At 59.6% G+C, this 19,067-nt stretch carries 13 protein-coding genes; 8 read left to right on the top strand and 5 right to left on the bottom strand.

What is annotated here, in order from left to right; genetic code table 11:
- Positions 1–416: 416 nt before the first annotated feature.
- The 6 genes from ACR3E7_RS08395 (at position 417) to ACR3E7_RS08370 (ending at position 9,245) form a co-directional block, all read left to right on the top strand.
- The gene (locus ACR3E7_RS08395; protein ID WP_170770099.1) at positions 417–2,816 is read left to right on the top strand and encodes a CDK5RAP3 family protein; all 2,400 of its coding nucleotides are present in this window, start codon (positions 417–419) and stop codon (positions 2,814–2,816) included.
- 135 nt (positions 2,817–2,951) lie between these two features.
- Entirely contained in the window at positions 2,952–4,889 is a 1,938-nt protein-coding gene (locus ACR3E7_RS08390) for a type I secretion protein (protein ID WP_480502704.1), read from the top strand.
- Positions 4,890–4,926: 37 nt separating this feature from the next.
- Positions 4,927–7,161, top strand: a complete 2,235-nt coding sequence (locus tag ACR3E7_RS08385) for a type I secretion system permease/ATPase (RefSeq protein WP_480502703.1) — start codon at positions 4,927–4,929, stop codon at positions 7,159–7,161.
- Entirely contained in the window at positions 7,158–8,510 is a 1,353-nt protein-coding gene (locus tag ACR3E7_RS08380) for an HlyD family type I secretion periplasmic adaptor subunit (RefSeq protein WP_170782772.1), read from the top strand. The genes ACR3E7_RS08385 and ACR3E7_RS08380 overlap by 4 nt, the downstream gene beginning before the upstream one ends.
- Positions 8,511–8,590: 80 nt before the next feature.
- Positions 8,591–8,968 carry a rhodanese-like domain-containing protein gene (locus tag ACR3E7_RS08375; RefSeq protein WP_480502702.1) on the top strand — a complete coding sequence of 126 codons (378 nt, stop codon included), beginning with the start codon at positions 8,591–8,593 and terminating at the stop codon, positions 8,966–8,968.
- An 88-nt stretch (positions 8,969–9,056) separates the two neighbouring features.
- Positions 9,057–9,245, top strand: coding sequence for a hypothetical protein (locus ACR3E7_RS08370; RefSeq protein ID WP_480502701.1), 189 nt, complete (start codon positions 9,057–9,059; stop codon positions 9,243–9,245).
- Here the strand turns inward: ACR3E7_RS08370 and ACR3E7_RS08365 are convergent, their stop codons facing one another.
- Positions 9,246–10,046 carry an alpha/beta fold hydrolase gene (locus ACR3E7_RS08365; RefSeq protein ID WP_480502700.1) on the bottom strand — a complete coding sequence of 267 codons (801 nt, stop codon included), beginning with the start codon at positions 10,044–10,046 and terminating at the stop codon, positions 9,246–9,248. It abuts the gene before it with no gap.
- A gap of 49 nt (positions 10,047–10,095) precedes the next feature.
- On the opposite strand from ACR3E7_RS08365, the gene ACR3E7_RS08360 reads away from it, so the two are divergent.
- Positions 10,096–10,470, top strand: a complete 375-nt coding sequence (locus ACR3E7_RS08360; RefSeq protein WP_480502699.1) for a hypothetical protein — start codon at positions 10,096–10,098, stop codon at positions 10,468–10,470.
- A 49-nt stretch (positions 10,471–10,519) separates the two neighbouring features.
- Here the strand turns inward: ACR3E7_RS08360 and glyA are convergent, their stop codons facing one another.
- The gene (glyA, locus tag ACR3E7_RS08355; RefSeq protein ID WP_480502698.1) at positions 10,520–11,815 is read right to left on the bottom strand and encodes a serine hydroxymethyltransferase; all 1,296 of its coding nucleotides are present in this window, start codon (positions 11,813–11,815) and stop codon (positions 10,520–10,522) included.
- Positions 11,816–11,982: 167 nt separating this feature from the next.
- Between glyA and ACR3E7_RS08350 the strand changes: the two genes are divergently transcribed.
- The gene (locus ACR3E7_RS08350; protein ID WP_237215598.1) at positions 11,983–12,744 is read left to right on the top strand and encodes an NAD kinase; all 762 of its coding nucleotides are present in this window, start codon (positions 11,983–11,985) and stop codon (positions 12,742–12,744) included.
- Between the two features lie 259 nt (positions 12,745–13,003).
- Here ACR3E7_RS08350 and ACR3E7_RS08345 read toward each other — a convergent pair whose 3' ends face one another.
- From ACR3E7_RS08345 to ACR3E7_RS08335, 3 genes are all read right to left on the bottom strand, one after another.
- Positions 13,004–14,443, bottom strand: coding sequence for an amidase family protein (locus ACR3E7_RS08345; RefSeq protein ID WP_480502697.1), 1,440 nt, complete (start codon positions 14,441–14,443; stop codon positions 13,004–13,006).
- Between the two features lie 178 nt (positions 14,444–14,621).
- Positions 14,622–16,511, bottom strand: a complete 1,890-nt coding sequence (prpE, locus tag ACR3E7_RS08340) for a propionate-CoA ligase PrpE (RefSeq protein WP_170770129.1) — start codon at positions 16,509–16,511, stop codon at positions 14,622–14,624.
- Between the two features lie 255 nt (positions 16,512–16,766).
- Entirely contained in the window at positions 16,767–19,040 is a 2,274-nt protein-coding gene (locus tag ACR3E7_RS08335; RefSeq protein WP_480502696.1) for an NADP-dependent malic enzyme, read from the bottom strand.
- Positions 19,041–19,067: the final 27 nt, after the last annotated feature.

Genomic DNA, 19,067 nt, shown 5'->3' with positions numbered 1-19,067 from the left:
CGTTTCACCCGCTTAAGTAGAGGCAATTTAACGAGTTTTCTCGATATGCGATTAGCTAAAAAATCAGCAGCCAAAAAAGTCGCGCATTGTTCGTGATTTGGAAATAATCAATCCGAATCAGGTGATTACCCGTTCTAGTGCTTCCGGCTAGCTATTCAGGCCAGTTTCCTCCTGCAACCATGGAACGGCTCCAATTAACGGGGCTAAAGATCCGAACGTGTCTGCGAATCGCGCATTTCCACGAACGTCTTGGCAGATGCAGGACCGGCTAAGCCGGGGAAAGGAGGGTGGAGGACAATCTCACTGTGAAATACGCATCCGCGCGGGTTTTGCGCGAGTGCGCTGTTTGTTTCAACCGCGCCCGTAACCGTTTTTGAAAGAGTGACGGTCAGTGCGCTTAATAAGTGGAAATTGATATGTCAAAACGTCAACAACCCCATAACAGCATTACCGATATTGACGAGGTGAACGTGGATACGATCATCGCGCCAATCGACGCAGATATCCATGTGGATGACGCCTATGTTGATGCTGACCTGACGTCGCAAGAGACGGATGTCGACAATGATGTCGACAACGAACAGGGCCAGGGTCAGGACCAAGCGCAAGCTCAGGCGACGTCTGTTGAAAATGGTCAGGGTCAAGACCAAGCCCAAGGCCAGGATCAGGGCCAGGGTCAAGATCAAGGTCAGGGTCAGTCGCAAAGCAATGGCGACAATGACAACTCGAACAGCAACTCGGTCACGATCGACTTCGGCGACGGAGAAGGCTTGCCGAAAGACAATGACACCGTCGATATTGACGCGTCAGGTTCGGCTGAGCTGGGCGATGTCATCACCGTTGCAGGCGATATGGACTATGACCCGGGCGACGACCTGAATCTGGACATCGACCTGAGCGGTGAAGGCAATGACATGTCTTCGATCAGCAGCCAGGTCGCAAACTTGTCCGACAATGACCATCTGGGCTCGGCCGCCGTTCGCAACGAAGGCGAATTTGACCAGAGCGGCAATGCTCATGGTGGCACCGCGACGGCCCATGAAGGCATCGGCTCTTCAACCGATGGTGGCAACTCTGGCAGCGGTGGCAGCACCGATGGCGGCGCGGCAAGTGCCCAAACCCATGGCGCTGACGCGCTGGCCTTTGGTGGTCTGACCGGCAACGCGGATGGTACAGGCGTTGGTGGTGACGGCGGCTCGACCGGTTCAGCATCCAACATCGGCCTGGGTGTCGGTGTGTCGGGTGCCGAGTCCAACGGCAGCAGCAGTGGCGGTGAAGGCGGAGACGCCGGTAGCATCTCTGGAGCAAGCAACACAGGTTCATCCGACACCGACGCAGACGGCACCAGCGGTGAAGGCGGAGACGCAAGCTCGTTTGGGCTGGGTCTGGGTCTGGGCCTGTCGAATGCCGACAATGATGGCCAGTCTTCCGGTGGCAACAATGCTTCGGTCGCAGAGGCGCTTGGCGCGGGTCTTGGCGCGAACGACTCGTCCGCGCAAGGCGCAGCCGGTGGCGACGGTGATGCGGATGCGGATGGTCAGGCCGGCAATGGCAGCAGCAGCGACACCGACGCCAACGATGCGGCGGCCGGAAATGTCGGTCTGGGTCTGGCTGGCAGCTTGGCAGGCAGCGACGCTGATGCCGATGGTGGCGAAGGCGCGGGTGCCGAAGGCTCTGGGGCCCAGGGCAACGGCGCAGAAGGCATGGGCGGTACCGGTGATGCTGGCAACGGCACGGGTGGTGCAGGCACGGGTGCTGAAGGCACTGGTGGCACTTCCGGTCAGGTCGATGCAGCGCTTGCAGCTCTGAACCAGCAAAACGGTCTGTCCGGGCTGAACGCAGGTCAGGCCGGTGCCGGCAACGGCGGTGGCGACACCAATGGCGGCAATCCGGGAACTGGCGGTGACGGAACCGGCGCGTTTGGATCTGGCGGCGACGGAACCGGAGGCTTTGGCTCGGGTGGCGACGGCACCGGCGGCTTCGGCTCGGGTGGCGATGGCACCGGCGGTAGCGCGACAGGCGGTACAGCCGGAGCGAACGCCGGCGCGCAGGGTGTCGGCGATCAGGCGACAACCGGTCCGAACATCACCCAGTCTCCGGGTGACGTGAACGGGTCGGCCAGCAACTCGCAGAACACCAGTGGCGATGGCGGAGCAGGTGGCACAAACGACACCGACGGCTCGGCCAGCGGCACCGGAACCGGCACCTCGACCGCCGATGGTTTCGGCGGCGGTGGCGGCGCGATCCAGCAAGGCGCGACGTCGGATGGTTCGGGCACCGGTTCGGCCGATGCGATGAACACGGCCGGAGACGGTGGTCTGGTGGATGTGTTTGCGCAGGCAGACACAGATGGCTCGGCGGACAGTCTTGCCGAATCCATTGCCGGATACGGTGGTGACGCGTCTTCGGACAATGATGCCACCTCTGATGCATCCGGTTCGACGGACGGGTCGGCGACCTCAGGCTTTGGCGGCGGCGGCGGCGCCGGGGCCGGTATGGGCGGCACCAGCGGTGAAGCAATCGGTTGGGCGACTACCGGCCACACAGCTGGTGGGATAGTCACTGGTGGCGATGCTTCGGGTGCGAACTCGGGCGCAGGTGGCACCGGTGGCAACGCGGGTGTCTGGGGCTCGAACAATGCTGGTGACGGCATCGTATCGGGTGAATCCTATGCTTCGTCTGCCGCAGTTGTGGACACCACGGCCTTCAACCAGTCGATCGTCATGGGTGCCAACGTGCTTGGCAACTCGGTCGATACGACCATGGTTGGTGGATCGATGACTTCGTCCTACTCCAGCGACGATACCGACGTATAAGCCGGTGTCCCAGCCGGAGATCGGCTAAACCCCCACGATCTCCGGCAAAAACATGCTGAGGCCGCATGGTGCGGCCTCGGCCCAACTTAACCCAAAACGGAAATTTCTGGCCGGGATGGGGAAAGGAACAGTGTTATGTCGCTCGACAGTATCAGTGAAACGATTGCTCATTTTATTGGAACATTTGAACTTACCAGCGAACAGGCCCGATGGCGGGATCAGTATGACGAATTTGTCGCATTCAGGCGCAAGGCGGAACTGGAAGAGCTTGAAGATGCGACCGTCATCAAGGTCAAGGCGGGGTTGAAGCTGGATCCGGGGAAATATGATGCCCTGCCATTCAGAACGGATGCGCCACAGGCTGATATAGCCCCTGCACCCGTGCAGGCGATGTCCGTGGCGGCCCCGGTTCCGGGTTTCGGTCTGGTGCCGAATGCCGATGATTTCATTTCCGACGTGCAGCTTCCGGCGATCTCATTTCAGACCGTAGTTCTGCAACCGCAATTGATCCCCGAGCTGATCGGGTCGGCCGTGACCTATACCGTTCAAACTCTGCGTCTAAGCGACAATGACACCCTTGGACAGGCCGAGTTCCGCGATGTCGAAACCTTGATTGCGCAGGGCGACGCCTTGGCGGCGGTTGCGGAGTCGCTGCACGCGGTATCGGCCCCGTCTCTGAATATCGCCGATTATCAGTCGGTTGAACACATTCAAGCCCTCGTCGAAGAGGTACAGCAGACCATCGAGGTCGAAGGCGCGACGGTGCATCAGTTCCAGGGCGAAGACGCGATGGGTGCCATCGTGAACGGCGAACATGTCGATGAGGCCCCTGACTGGAGCGAGCTTCTGCCGCAGCATCATCAACCCGATGAGGACCAGACAGAGGATCTGCCCGAAGAACTTCTTCCCGCCGAGTGGGACCAGTCCGAAGACTCGGAATTTGGCGAGGGGCATACCGTATCCACCGGTGGCAATCTGGCCGTCAACGAAGTTGCCGTCACAGTGGCCTGGGTCGACGCGCCAGTGATCGCGGTGGGCGGGCAATCGGTCAACGTGACCGTCGTCAGTCAGGTTGCGGTAGTGTCGGACATTGACACCGGCGATGCCGGTGCGCAAAGCGACACGATGGTGGTTCAAACCTCGACCATCACCGTTGAAGGCAACGAGGCCCATTGGCTGGATGACAACGTCGCGGCCGAGGGGCAGGATCCTCTGGTCGCTGTGACCTGGATTGCGGGCGATCTGGTGGTCGCGAATTTCATCCAGCAAGAAATCGACGCCACCGATATCGACCACATCGAAACCGAGATCACCGCATCGTCCAGCCTTTACGTGATGGGTGACAATGTTCTGATCAACGTAACCGAGATTCTGCAACTTGGCAGCTATTACGACGTGATCCTGATCGGCGGGGACATGATTTCGGTGGATATCGTTCACCAGACAATCGTGTTCCTCGATGATGACGAGATCAACGGTGGCATTCCGGATGAGGATGATGACAATCTTGTTGTCAATCAGGTGGCGCTGACCACGATGGGTGAGGACACGCATGAGGAGTTGGACGCCAGCTTGGCGGGTGTTCTGCCGCTTGAGGAAATGGACACCGAAGCGCTGGAAGACGCCTTGCTGAACAACCCGGACTTCGCGGGGATGGAACAGATCCGGGTCCTCAAAATCGACGGCGATCTGGTGCAGGTTAACGCGATTGAACAGATCACGATCCTGCAAGACCAGGACGACATCAACCTTAACGGGGAAGCCGGTGCAGTGGCTTCTGCGTTGGGGGCTGGAAATGCGGTTCTGAATACCGCGGGTGTGGTAAAAGCCGGCGTCGATTCCGTGGTCATGACCGGTGAGGGCGAATATTCCGACCTCGTGCTGCATCAGGCCAGTCTGATCGACACGCCGGACGATGATCTGGATGTTGAGATCGGAAATGATGCCATCGCTGTCCTTATTGACACGGTGGATGGACCCGGAAACTCGGAAAACGCGCCGGGCCACAACAAGATGACCCCGTCCGAGATGGCCGAAAGCTTCGATGATGGTCTGCAAACCATGCTGGCCTGATTTCCCTGTTGGATACGAGTGTTTCGAAAGTTTGAGTATGTCGATTTTGTTCTCGTCGCGCCGATCCCTGTTCGCCAGCCCACTGGACGGACGCGGTGGTGGTGGCCCGACCAAGGCCCCTGCAGATGACCCCGTGACCAAACCCGCCAAAATGGCGAGCTTGCGGTTAAGCCAGGATCTGCGTGTGCATAATCCGGTGACGTTTCCACCCAAGGCCCCAAAAGTCTCTGAACTGCAACCTTCACCAAAGGGCACGCAAAGTGCTCAAGAAACGACATTCCTCCGTCACGCCGAGAAATCCCTTCGGCGTGACGTTCCGCAGCCCGTCAACGACAAACTCCAGAAGGGCCGCGAAGCTGGGGTGGCCGATGCCAAAGGCCCCGATCCGGAAACCGCCAGGGAGAAGACCGACCGGACGCCCCCCCCGGATCGCTCAAAAGGCGGTGGACAATTGGGAACCACGATCGAGGCCAAGGCGAACCAACCTCTGCCGCTCCGGAAAGAGGGCGGTGGGGATGGCAAAGGGCCACCCCAGACCTTTCACAAACGCACTCCGCCCGAGGACTTTCAGCAGACGCTGCGAATTTCGATGCGGGCAATCTTGCGCAATCTGGCTTTTGTGCTGGTGCTGACTTGCGCAACCAACATCCTGATCCTGGCCATCCCGATCTACCTGTTTCAGATCAGCGACCGCGTATTGACCAGCCGGTCTCTGGACACGTTGATCATGCTGACCGCGATTGTGGCCGGGGCGGTGATCTTTCAATCAGCCTTTGATGCGGTGCGCCGATTCATGCTGATGCGCACAGCGGTCGAGGTAAACGCCCGGTTGGGTGCGCCCATCCTCAGCGCGGCGGCCCATGCCTCGCTGCATGGGACCGGACGGGAATATCAGACGCTGGGCGATTTGCAGCAGGTCCGCGGATTTCTGGTGTCGGGCACGTTGATCTCATTTCTGGACGTGCCGTTCGCGCCCTTGTTCATCCTGATGATTTTCCTTGTGCACCCGCAACTTGGCACAATCGTGATCGTGACTGCGCTGCTACTGATGATCATCGCTCTGATCAACCAGCGCATGACCGCCAAGCCCTTTGCCGAGGCGAACCGGGCTCAGTCCATGGCCAACCAGCATCTGGATTCGATGGCGCGCAACAGTCAGATCATCAACGCTTTGGCGATGATCCCCGAGGCGGTGCGCATTTGGGGCCGCGACACCGCGCAGTCGCTGACATGGCAGGTGCGGGCGCAGGATCGGAACGTCATCTTTGCTGCGATTTCGCGCGCGGTGCGCTTACTTACACAAATCGCAATTCTGGGCTGGGGCGCGTATCTTGCCCTGCAAGGTGAGATCACCGGCGGCATGGTCATTGCAGCCTCGATCATCGCCGGGCGCGCCTTTGCCCCGATTGAAGGATCCATCGAAGGGTGGAACACCTTCCTGCTGACCCGCGCTGCCTTTGGTCGGATCAAGACCCTTTTGACCAAGTCCGAGTTGCAATACGAAAAGCTGCGCCTGCCGCGCCCCGAAGGCCGGTTGGATGTCGAACGGCTTCTTTACGTGCCCGGCGGGACCAAACGCGTGGTGCTGAACGGGATCGGGTTTTCGCTCAATCCCGGTGAGACACTGGCCATTATCGGCAATTCCGGGGCGGGCAAGACGACGCTGGGCAAGACACTGGTGGGCTCGATCCTGCCAACGTCGGGCAGCGTGCGACTGGACCTGATGGATATCCGCAACTGGGACCCGCGCCAATTCGGTGAGAGTATAGGTTATTTGCCGCAGGACGTGCAGCTGTTTCCCGGCAGCATTAAGGACAATATCGGCCGCATGCGTGAGGACGCGACGGATGAGCAAATCCACGACGCCGCCGTGCTGGCCGATGTGCACAACATGATCGCCACGCTGCCTCAAGGGTATGAGACTGTTGTCGCCGCCGATGGCTCTCCGCTGTCCGGCGGTCAAAAGCAGCGCATCGCGCTGGCGCGCGCGTTCTTTGGTAACCCACGTATGGTGGTTCTGGACGAGCCGAACTCGAACCTGGACGTGGCCGGGGATCAGGCTTTGGCACGGGCGATTGCGCAGGCCAAGGCGAACAAGATCACGGTGGTGGTGATCACGCAAAAGCCGACTTTGCTGAATGCGGTCGACAAGATCATGCTGCTGACCGACGGGCGGGTCGCCCTGTTCGGTCAGCGCGAACAGGTGCTGCAACAGCTGAACGGGCCGCGTAAACAGCCCGGTATCGAAGGCCAGAAGGGGAATGCGACATGAATGATCTGGTGCCCGTCAACAATGATCCGAAAGACCCCGAGGTGTGGTATGCCGAGGTTCCACGCTCGATCAGCAAATTCGTTGTCGTCGGAATGGTGCTGCTGGTTGTCTGTTTCGGCGGGTTCGGCGTGTGGTCCTTTCGCGCGCCCTTGGCTGCCGCCGTGATTGCGCAGGGCAGCTTTGTCGCCACTGGACGCAACAAGATCGTGCAGCATCTGGAAGGCGGCATCATCGAAGATATCAAGGTCATCGAAGGTCAATCGGTGCAGGCCGGGGAGGTCCTGATGACATTGGACCAGACCTCTGCCGAGGCCAATGAGCGTGAGCTGTTCATCCGTAAAATCCGCCTTCAGGCGATGAGCCAGCGCCTGTTGGCCGAGTATGAAGAACGCGAGCGGCTGGAATTTTCGCCCGATCTGATCAAGGCCACCGATGACGTCGAGGTGATGACGATCCTAGACGGCCAGAAGATCAGCTTTGACGTCTCGCGCAAGACCCTACTGAACGATATAGCTCTGCTTCAGCGCAATATGGAAGCGCTGCGCATCCGCTCCAGCGGGTTTGAGGCGCAGTTGGACAGTATGCGGGTGCGCTCGGCCATTTTGCAGGAAGAGTATGAGACCAAAGAGGCGCTGTTTGAAAAGGGTTTGGTCCGCAAAGGCGAGCTAAACACGATCCGCCGCGTGCAGGCCGAGGCCGATGGTCAGCAGGCGCGGTTGGCGGCTGAGACCGCCGAGGTCAACCAGATGATGCTGAAATACGAAGAACAGATCACCCGAACGCGGTCGGCCTACCGCGAGGCGGCATTGGACGAGCTGGGCGTGATCGAGGCCGATCTGGAAAGTGTCCGCGAAAAAGCCCGTCAGGCCCGCAGTGTTCTGGACCGCGCCGTTGTGCGCGCACCGGTTACGGGCACAGTCGTGCGGCTGCATTATCACACGCCGGGCGGGGTGATCGAAACAGGTGAACCCATCGCCGAAATCCTGCCCGCCGACGCCCCCCTGATCATCGAGGCTCAAATCCCGCGTACCGAGATCGACAGCGTCGTGACGGGACAGGACGCCACCGTGCGATTGGTCGCCTTGAACCAGCGCACGACTCCGGTGCTGAGCGGCGAGGTCTTTTACGTCTCGGCCGATGCCTTGCTCGAGGACTCTGCGGGTGCCCCGCAAGAGGTCTATTTGGCCCGAATCTCGCTGCCGCCGGAGGAGATTGACCGCGTGCGCGGCTTTATCCCAACGCCAGGGATGCCAGCCGAGATCATGATTCAGACCGAGGAACGCACTTTCGCGGCCTATATCGCCAAGCCGGTGACAGACAGCATGTCGCGTGCCTTCCGCGAACATTGATCGCCAGTGTAGGGCGATCCCACTACACCTTCCAATTTTCGCATGTTACCCTGTCGGCAGCACCAACAGGAGAGATACAGATGCCCTTGACCGTGAAAGAGATGATGGAAGCCGCCAATGCCAGCGTGGAGCGGATCGACATGGCCCGCGCCGCCGAGATTCTGGGGCAGGGCGGTTTACTGCTGGATGTCCGCGACGGGGCCGAGTTGCAGAAAACGGGCCGTGCCAGTGGTGCGCATCATATCTCTCGCGGGTCGCTTGAATTCAGCGCAGATGAGGCGCTGAAGTCCCATGACCCCGAGTTGCGTAAGGATCGCCCCATTGTTTTGTATTGCGCTGCCGGGGGACGTGCTGCCCTAGCGGGCAAATTGCTCAAGGATATGGGCTATGCTCAGGTCTACAATTTGGGTGGCTTTTCCGATTGGGTGAACGCAGGCGGTGAAGTGTCAGAAGAATAGAAAAATTTTTCACCTGACGCATGTCAAGGTCTGCGGGAGTGTACCGCGTTACAGTTGTGGTCAGTTACATAACAAAGGGCAACTGACCATGTTACGTCTTGCGACAACTCTTTATGCCATGATTTCCACTGCACTGGCCGGAACGGCTGTGATCGCGGTTCTGGTTGCGGGCACGAATTCCGTGGCCACCATCGTATTGGCAGCGGCATTGGGATTTGCGTTGGCGGCACCGGTCTCGTGGCGGGTAGCCCGAGACCTGTATAACGACGCAGCCTGATCAGGCGTTCAGGAACGCCCGGACCGAGGCCTCGAACTCGCGCGGTTTTTCAGCGTGTAGCCAATGGCCTGCGCCGGGGATCTTGGCAAAGCGCGCGGTCGGGAACAGGGCCCGGATCGCGGGGCGGTGTTCGGGCAGGACATAATCCGACGCGCCCCCCGACAGAAACAGGGTCGGTTTGGTGCATGTGCCGGTGATGTCAGGAAAGCTCATGATCTTGGGCATCTCGGCGGCCAGAACGTCCAGGTTCAGCAGCCAGCGTTGGCCCTTGATGTCCAGCGACTGGGTGAAAAAGCTTTGCAGGGCTTTCTCAACCCCCTGATCAGCCAGCTGCTGTTCGGCGTCCGAGCGGCGTGTGACAGAGGAAAGATCCACGGCCCGCATCGCCTCGATGAACTGGATCTGGCTGTGGGTATAGGTCACGGGTGCGATGTCGGCGACTACCAGCTTGCGCAGTTTCTCACCATGCAGCAGGGCCAGCGTCATGGCCGCCTTGCCGCCCATCGAATGCCCCACCACATCGGCCTGTCCGCCGAAATGGTCAATCACCTCGGCCAGATCATCCGCCATGCTTGGGTAATCATGCTGCTGGGTCCACGCGCTGTTGGAATGGTTGCGCATATCGACGGCAACGACTTGCCGCTCATCCGATAGTCTGCGCGCAATTACGCCCCAGTTGCGGCCAGAGCCATAGAGCCCATGGGCAATCAGCAACGGGGGGTTTGAAGTTGGCTCACCATGGACAATCGTATTCAGCATTACCGAGTGATACCCGTCACCGGTCCAAACAACCAGCCCCATTGTCGTGCTGGCGCCACCCGGATATGGTGCCGCGCCAGGAGGCCCCAATATGGCGCAAAACCCCGATATTCAAACTCAAATCGCGCAGACCGTGCAGCTGATGCGCGACAAGCTGGGTGTGCGGGATAAGACGCTGACGGCCTCGGTCAGAAAGGCCAAACGTCAATTGCCCCGACGCATCTATAAGCAGGCGCTGCTTTTGGCGAATGCCGAACAGATGGCGGCCCATCCCAAGCTGAGGCTGGTGCTGGATACGCCCAAACTGGCTCGCGCGTCAGAAGAGGTGCAGGATCATCTGACCGGCATCAATTTGGCCGACCGCAGGTTGGGCTGGTTTCTGGGGATGTTGGGTGGGTTGGCTTTCAACCTGCTGGCGTTGTTGGTTCTGCTGCTGGTGTTTTTGCGCTGGCAGGGCTTCATATGAAAAACGGCGCCGCTTGGGGCGCCGTTCAGCCTGTTGATATCCTGAAAAATTACAAGTTCGGGTAGATCGGGAAGCGGGCGCACAGCTCGGCCACTTCGGCTTTGACCTTGGCTTCGACCTCGGCATTTCCGTCTTCGCCATTGGCGGCCAGACCGTCGACCACTTCGATGATCCAGTCCGCGATCTGGCGGAACTCGACCTCGCCAAAGCCGCGGGTGGTCCCGGCGGGGCTGCCCAGACGGATACCGCTAGTGATGGTCGGTTTTTCCGGATCAAACGGCACACCGTTCTTGTTGCAGGTGATGTGCGCACGACCCAGGGCCTTTTCGGTCGCGTTGCCCTTGACGCCTTTAGGGCGCAGGTCAACCAGAACCACATGGGTGTCGGTGCCGTGCGTAACTGTGTCCAGACCGCCTTTGATCAACTGATCAGACAGCGCCTGTGCGTTGTTGATGACCTGCTGGATGTAGGTCTTGAACTCGGGGCGCAGCGCCTCACCAAAGGCAACGGCTTTACCAGCGATGACATGCATCAGCGGACCGCCCTGAATGCCGGGGAAGATGGCCGAGTTCACTTTCTTGGCGATCGCCTCGTCGTTGGTCAGGATCATGCCGCCGCGTGGGCCGCGCAGGGTCTTGTGGGTAGTGGTGGTCGCGACATGTGCGTGCGGGAAGGGGCTTGGGTGCTCGCCAGCGGCAACCAGACCGGCAAAGTGTGCCATGTCGACGTGCAGATAGGCGCCGACCATATCGGCAATCTCGCGCATGCGGGCAAAGTCGATCCGGCGCGGAATGGCGGAACCACCGGCGATGATCAGCTTGGGCTGATGCTCTTTCGCCAGCGCTTCGACCTGATCGTAGTCCAGCATGTTGTCCTGCTGGCGTACGCCGTATTGAACAGCCTTGAACCACTTGCCCGACTGGTTGGGGGCCGCGCCGTGGGTCAGGTGGCCACCTGCATCCAGGCTCATGCCCAGAATGGTGTCGCCGGGTTGGATCAGCGCTTGGAACACGCCTTGGTTGGCCTGCGAGCCCGAGTTGGGCTGCACGTTGGCGAATTCACAATTGAAGAGCTGCTTGGCGCGGTCGATGGCCAGGTTCTCGGCTATGTCGACGAACTGGCACCCGCCATAGTAGCGGCGACCGGGGTAGCCTTCGGCGTATTTGTTGGTCATCACCGAACCCTGAGCTTCCATCACGGCGGCAGAGACGATGTTCTCGGATGCGATCAGCTCGATCTCGTCGCGCTGACGGCCCAGCTCGGATGTGATCGAGCCGAAAAGCTCGGGGTCACGATCCGCGAGAGACTGGGTGAAAAAACCTGTGTCACGAAGGTTGGCGTTCATTGGGGGCTCCGCATGGCTGGAATTATCTTGCGGATTTCCTATCGGAAACGGCAGATATGCAAAAGCTGTAAAGCGACGATTTGGCCCGCTGCGGCGTCAAGACTGGCCTATCGGGGAAAGGTATGGTTGTTTCGGAACCAAATGTTCAGCACCGGAAACTGCAACCGATGATTCAGAGAATCGCTTTTCTCGCCAGCGACGCCAAGGTGGCCCAGACCGCCCGTGATGCGCTGGTGCGGCGCTATGGCAATGCGGCCCCGCGCGACGCGGATGTGGTTGTCGCTTTGGGCGGTGACGGTTTCATGCTGCACACGCTGCACAACATGCAGCATCTGGATACGCCTGTTTACGGGATGAATCGGGGCACGATCGGCTTTCTGATGAACGAGTTTCACGAGGCAGATCTGATGGAACGCCTCGCCGATGCAGAAGAAGAAGTCATCAATCCGCTGGCCATGCGCGCCATGGATCAATCCGGCAAGATGCATGAGGCTTTGGCGATCAACGAGGTGTCGCTGCTGCGGGCCGGTCCGCAGGCCGCCCGGCTGAGGATTAGCGTGGATGGGCGTGTTCGCATGGATGAACTGGTGTGCGACGGGGCGCTTTTGTCTACGCCAGCGGGGTCGACGGCTTATAACTACTCGGCACATGGACCAATCCTGCCGATAGGATCGGATGTGCTGGCATTGACCGCTATTGCCGCCTTTCGCCCCCGACGTTGGCGCGGGGCCTTGCTGCCCAAGATCGCAAAAGTGCGGTTCGATGTTCTGGACGCTGACAAACGCCCGGTGATGGCAGATGCCGATTCGATCTCATTCCCGGATATCGACTGGGTTGAGATTCGGTCTGAGCCTTCAATTCAGCATCGCATCCTGTTCGATCCCGGCCACGGGCTGGAAGAGCGGCTGATTTCTGAGCAATTCACGTAGTTTCCACAGTCGACCGCGGTTTTTTCGCGCTTATGTGAACCAGTTCACAGGAGTTTGATTAACCTGGGGTTAATGTGAACTTGCCCGGAGACACATCCAAGGCGGGAGTGAGTGGCCGCCGACGGTGTTTTCGAAATGACCGCGCAGTTTAGGCGCTGACAAGGGTAGGTGGTGCTACGCTTGTTATCGGATCTCCGGGCATATTTTAGAAAGTGGACCCCGGGCACAAAACCCCGGGGTCAATTTCTTTTGTCGGGGGTTATTCTGCGGAACCCATCTTATCCCACAGTGGCAGACACATCTGCCCAACGCGCGCCTCAATGGCCGCGGCCGCATCAACCGCCATGTCCTCACGCCAGCGCGGGGCTGCGATCTGAACATTGATTGGCTGCGCTCCTTTTGGCAGTTCTGCCAAACGCGCCGGAACGCAGGCTGCGGGCAACCCGAGGAAATTCATCGCATAGGAATAAACCGCGCAGCCCAGCACCTCATGCACGCCTTCAGGGCCTTCTGTATCGCGGTCGGGTCTAAAGAATGGTTGCGGCAGGAAAGGCGACAGAACCAATGGGTAGTCCTGCATGAACAGAGACCATTCGCGGGCATAGTGTGTGCGCTTGGCCAGCATCTCAATCAGCTCTGTACCGGTGATCGGCGGGAACTCCTGAAAATACACGTCGAATATATCGCGGATGGTCTGCGACCCCGCTGCCTTGATATCAGTTTTCAACAGGGTCAGTACTTCGCCCATCAAAGCGCGGTATCCGTTGCGCCCACAATCAAAGACATCAGGCGGATCGACCTCTGTTACCGCATATCCTGCGTCAATCAGCGCGTCACGGGCAGTATCTAAGGCCTTTGCGACTTCTGGATGCAGATCATAGCCGAACGTGTTCTTTGTAAAAGCAACCTTGATAGGTCCGTCATAGGCGGCCCCACGCCATGGCATCGGCACATGGAACGGATCGCGCGGGTCGGCGGCGATCAGGCTGGGCATCGACAGGTGCAGATCGGTGGCTGAACGGGTGATCAACCCCTGCACCGACATGGATTGCGCCAACAGGCCGCGTTCCACCTTTTGGCTCGGGTTCCACGCAGGCACGCGGCCCAATCCCGGCTTTACGGTCACGGCCCCGTTTGCCGCCGCCGGAAACCGCAGACTACCGCCAATATCATTGCCATGCGCCAAGGCCCCGATCCCAGCCATCACCGCCGAGCCGGCCCCGCCCGAGGACCCACCAGGCGAGATATGCCGCCCCCAGGGGTTATGTGTGCGGCCGTGCAGCTCGTTGTCGGTATCGGCGCGAAAGGAAAACTCGGGCGTATTCGTGCGCCCTAGGACGACGGCGCCAGCATTTTGCAGGTTTCGCACTATGGGCGCATCGTCCGGCGCGATCACGTCTTTCAAAGCCACGACCCCATTCGTGGTCGCGTGTCCTTTTTGGTCGACATTGATTTTGATCGTCACGGGCACACCGTGCAGCGGACCGGGCTCCGTGCCCGCAGCCACGGCCTGATCCAGCGTATGCGCGTGCGTCAATGCCTCAGTGCTCAGGTCTTCGACCACGGCATTCAGGGCTGGATTGACTTGATGCAGCCGGTCAATCGAAGACTGAACGGCCTCCACCGCGCTGATCTGCTTGCTGCGGGTCTGCTTCGCCAAGTCCGTGGCGCTTAGTCGCCAGATGTCATTGTCGCTCATGCTCGTCCTCCGGGGTTCAACCTGAGGCGGAAGACGGCCGATGGCAAGAGGTTCAGTCCCATTTCGGGGATCCTCTTTCATCTGGCCAGAAATATCCCGGAGCGCGAGGCAGAGCCTCGCATTCGCGCGTCTGCGCAAATCGGGCGCGCCGACAGGCGCACCCTTGAGTTTCCCGTTGTTATTGTGCGTAGCCGATGGTCTTCAGCGCGTCCGTGATCTCGTCTAGAATGGCGGGATCGTCGATGGTAGCAGGCATTTTGTAGTCTGCACCATCGGCAATCGACACCATGGTCCCCCGCAGGATCTTGCCTGAACGCGTCTTGGGTAGGCGGTCCACCACAACAGCCTGTTTGAACGCCGCAACCGGACCGATCTTTTCGCGCACCAGCTTGACCACATCCTGCACGACCTCAGCATGATCGCGGTCGCAGCCTGCGTTCAGGCACAGGAAACCAACCGGCATCTGGCCCTTCAACTGGTCGGTTACTCCGATCACAGCGCATTCGGCAACGTCGGGATGGGCGGCCAGAACCTCCTCCATGCCCCCCGTGGACAGGCGGTGGCCCGCAACGTTGATCACATCATCCGTGCGCGCCATGATGTACAGATATCCGTCCTCATCAATCATGCCTGCATCGCCGGTCTCATAGTAACCGGGGAAATGATTGAGGTACGAGCTTTTGAATCGCTCTTCCGCATTCCACAACGTCGGCAACGTACCGGGGGGCAGGGGCAACTTCACCGCAATCGCGCCCAACTCGCCGGGTTTCATCGGATGGCCGCCTTCGTCCAGGATCTGCACGTCATAGCCCGGCATTGGCTTCGCTGGCGAGCCCAACTTGGTCGGCAGTTCCTCGATCCCCAGCGGGTTGCCAGCGATGGTCCAGCCGGTTTCAGTCTGCCACCAATGGTCGATCACCGGCACTTTCAACGCGTCCTGCGCCCAGACGATCGTGTCCGGGTCTGCCCGTTCTCCAGCCAGGTAAAGCGCGCCCAAATGGGACAGGTCGTAATTGGCGATCAACTCACCTTGCGGATCCTCGCGTTTAACCGCGCGGATCGCCGTCGGGGCAGTGAAAAAGCTCTTGACCTTATGTTCCGAAATCACGCGCCAGAAGGTCCCCGCATCCGGGGTGCCCACCGGTTTGCCTTCGAACACGATGGTGGTGTTCCCATGGATCAGGGGCGCGTAACAGATGTAGGAGTGCCCTACGACCCATCCCACGTCGGATGCCGCCCAGAACACGTCACCAGGGTCGACATTGTAGATATTCTTCATCGTCCAGTTCAACGCGACCAGATGGCCTGCCGTGGGGCGCACGACACCTTTGGGTGAACCGGTCGTGCCCGAGGTGTAAAGGATATAGGCAGGATCATTACCATCGACCGGGACACATTCAGCCGGTTCGACGCCGTACTGGAAGCCGTGCCAGTTAAAGTCGCGCCCTTCGACCAGCTGGGCGACTTCCTGTTCGCGTTGGAAAATAACGCAGAAATCGGGTTTGTGCTCTGCCAGATCAATCGCGCCGTCCAGCAGGGGTTTGTAGTGAACCACGCGGCCCGGCTCCATCCCGCAAGAGGCGGCGATGATCGCTTTGGGTTTGGCGTCGTCGATCCGCACGGCCAGTTCGTTGCTGGCAAAGCCACCGAATACCACCGAATGCACCGCGCCCAGACGCGCACAGGCCAGCATCGCCTCAAGCGCCTCGGGGATCATTGGCATATAGATGATAACCCGGTCGCCCTTTTCGACACCCTTGGCCCGAAGTGCACCTGCCAAATTGGCTACGCGGTTGCGCAGCTCGACATAGGAAATCTCGCGCTTGGTATGCGTGATCGGGCTGTCATAGATGATTGCAGTCTGCTCGCCCCGTCCGTTTTCGACATGGCGGTCGACAGCGTTCCAGCAGGTGTTTACGCGGGCGTCCGAGAACCACTCGTATAGCGGTGCGTTGTCATCGAACAATGCTTTGGTCGGGGGGCTTACCCAGTCGATGCCCTTTGCGGCCTCCATCCAGAAGCCCTCGGGGTCGGATTTCCAGCCTTCGTAAACGTCCTGATATGCCACGGTGTTCTCCTCCGTCAATTCCTGGGCATGTGTGTAAGGGGCAGGGCGGCCACAGGACAAGCAAGCGGCGTGACGGAGCGTCACTTTATCGCAAAAAGTTTGCAGAATTCGCCGAATTGTCTTGCAAATTTTTGCAAATGCACGACTGCGTGAGGGTTATCTGGCGATTGATGGGTAAATTTGCAAATCTGCAAATTCAGGCGTGCAAACAGATAGGGAATCGGCCGGACGCCGTTTCAGACGTCCGGCCGCAGTTTATCCGTAGTGCGTGACCGGCGTACCGGCGATGGCGGCCATGTTCAAAAGCCCTCGTGCGGTGATCGAGGGCGTCACGATATGCGCTTTGTTGCCCATCCCCATCAGGATCGGCCCGACCTCCAGCCCGTCGGCCTTCATCTTCAGAATATTCCGCACACCGCTGGCTGCGTCCGCATGAGCAAAAATCAGCACATTGGCCGAACCTTTCAAGCGCGAATTGGGGAAGATCCGCCCGCGCAGTTCGGGGTCCAGTGCCAGATCCAAGTTCATCTCGCCCTCATAGGTAAAGTCACGCGGCTCGGAATCCAGAATATCCAGCGCGGCCCGCAGGCGTTTGCCGGACCCTTCGGACTGGTTGCCAAACTGCGATTGCGAGCAGAAAGCGATCTTGGGCTCTAGCCCAAAGCGGCGCACGTGACGGGCGGCCCCAATGGTGCTTTCGGCGAGTTCCTCGGGCGAGGGCAGTTGCCGCACATGAGTGTCGGCGATGAACAACGGCCCGTCTTCCAAGATCATCAACGAAAGAGCACCATGCGGGCGCAGGTCGCCGTCCGCCAACACTTGTTCCACATAGTTCAGGTGCCAGCGATATTCGCCGAAGGTGCCGCAGATCATACTGTCGGCGTCGCCCCGTTGCACCGCGATGGCGGCAATTGCGGTGTTGTTTGTCCGCATGATGGCCTTGGCCAGATCAGGCGTTACGCCGCGGCGCTGCATGAGCTGGTGGTAGGACGTCCAATAGTCGTAGTATCGCGGATCGTTTTCCGGGTTCACGATCTGAAAATCCGCACCTGGCCGCACCGTCAAACCCAACCTTTCACAGCGGGCCCCGATCACGTCTGGTCGACCGATCAGAATGGGGGTCTCGGTGGTTTCTTCCAGAATAGCCTGAGCAGCCCGCAACACCCGTTCATCTTCACCCTCGGCAAAGACGATCTTGCGGGAAGCGGCTGCGGCGGCCTCGAAAACCGGGCGCATGATTAGGGCGGATTTGAAAACGGTCTGGTTCAGTTGTTCCTTGTACGCCTCGATATCTTCGATGGGACGCTTGGCAACGCCGCTGTCCATTGCGGCCTTGGCCACGGACGAGGACACAACCCCCACAAGGCGCGGATCAAAGGGTTTGGGGATCAGATAGTCCGGCCCAAAGGTCAACTGTTCCCCTTTATAGGCGGCTGCGGCCTCGGCACTGGTAGTAGCGCGCGCCATCTCGGCGATGCCGTCCACGCAAGCGATTTGCATCTCGTCGTTGATCTCGGTTGCGCCTACATCCAGCGCGCCCCGGAAGATGAAAGGAAAGCACAGGACGTTGTTGACCTGATTTGGAAAGTCACTGCGGCCTGTGGCGATGATTGCATCCGAGGCCACTTCGCGCGCGGCGTCGGGCAGGATTTCCGGCGTCGGGTTGGCCAACGCGAAGATGATCGGGCGGCTAGACATTTTCGCGACCATTTCGGGCTTGAGCACATTCGGCCCGCTGAGGCCCAGAAACAGGTCCGCGTCGCCGATCACATCATCCAATGTACGCAGGTCGGATTTCTGCGCAAACTGATCCTTGTGCGGATTCATATCCTCGGCGCGGCCCTCGTAGACCAGCCCGTGAATATCGCACAGCCAGATATTCTCGCGCTTGACACCCAGTTTGACCAACATGGACAGACAGGCAATCCCGGCCGCCCCGCCGCCGGTCGAGACGACTTTGATATCTTCGAACGATTTGCCGGCAACGTGCAGCGCGTTCTTGGCCGCAGCGCCCACGACAATGGCGGTGCCGTGCTGGTCGTCGTGAAAAACGGGGATGTTCATCCGCTCGCGGCAGATTTTCTCGACGATGAAACAGTCGGGGGCCTTGATATCTTCAAGGTTGATCGCGCCAAAGGTCGGTTCCAGCGCGCAGACGATATCAGCCAGCTTCTCGGGGTCGGGCTGGTCGACCTCGATATCGAAACAGTCGATACCGGCGAATTTCTTGAACAGAACGGCCTTGCCCTCCATCACTGGCTTCGAGGCCAGCGCACCGATATTGCCCAGCCCCAGAACAGCAGTGCCATTCGAGACCACTGCAACAAGATTGCCGCGCGCGGTGTAAAGCTCGGCATTGTGCGGGTCGGCCTTGATTTCCAGGCTGGCTTCGGCCACGCCGGGCGAATAGGCGCGGGCCAGATCGCGGCCATTCGCCATGGGCTTTGTGGCCTTGATCTCAAGCTTTCCAGGTTTGGGATGGGCGTGGTAATCAAGCGCGGCCTGCCGCAGGCTGGGTGTGTCCGACATCGACAAATCAACTCCGTTCCAAGATTT

Source organism: Ruegeria sp. BK1 (genome assembly GCF_056535645.1).
Note: the sequence above shows the minus strand (reverse complement) of the source record. Positions and strands in the feature narration are given on the sequence as shown.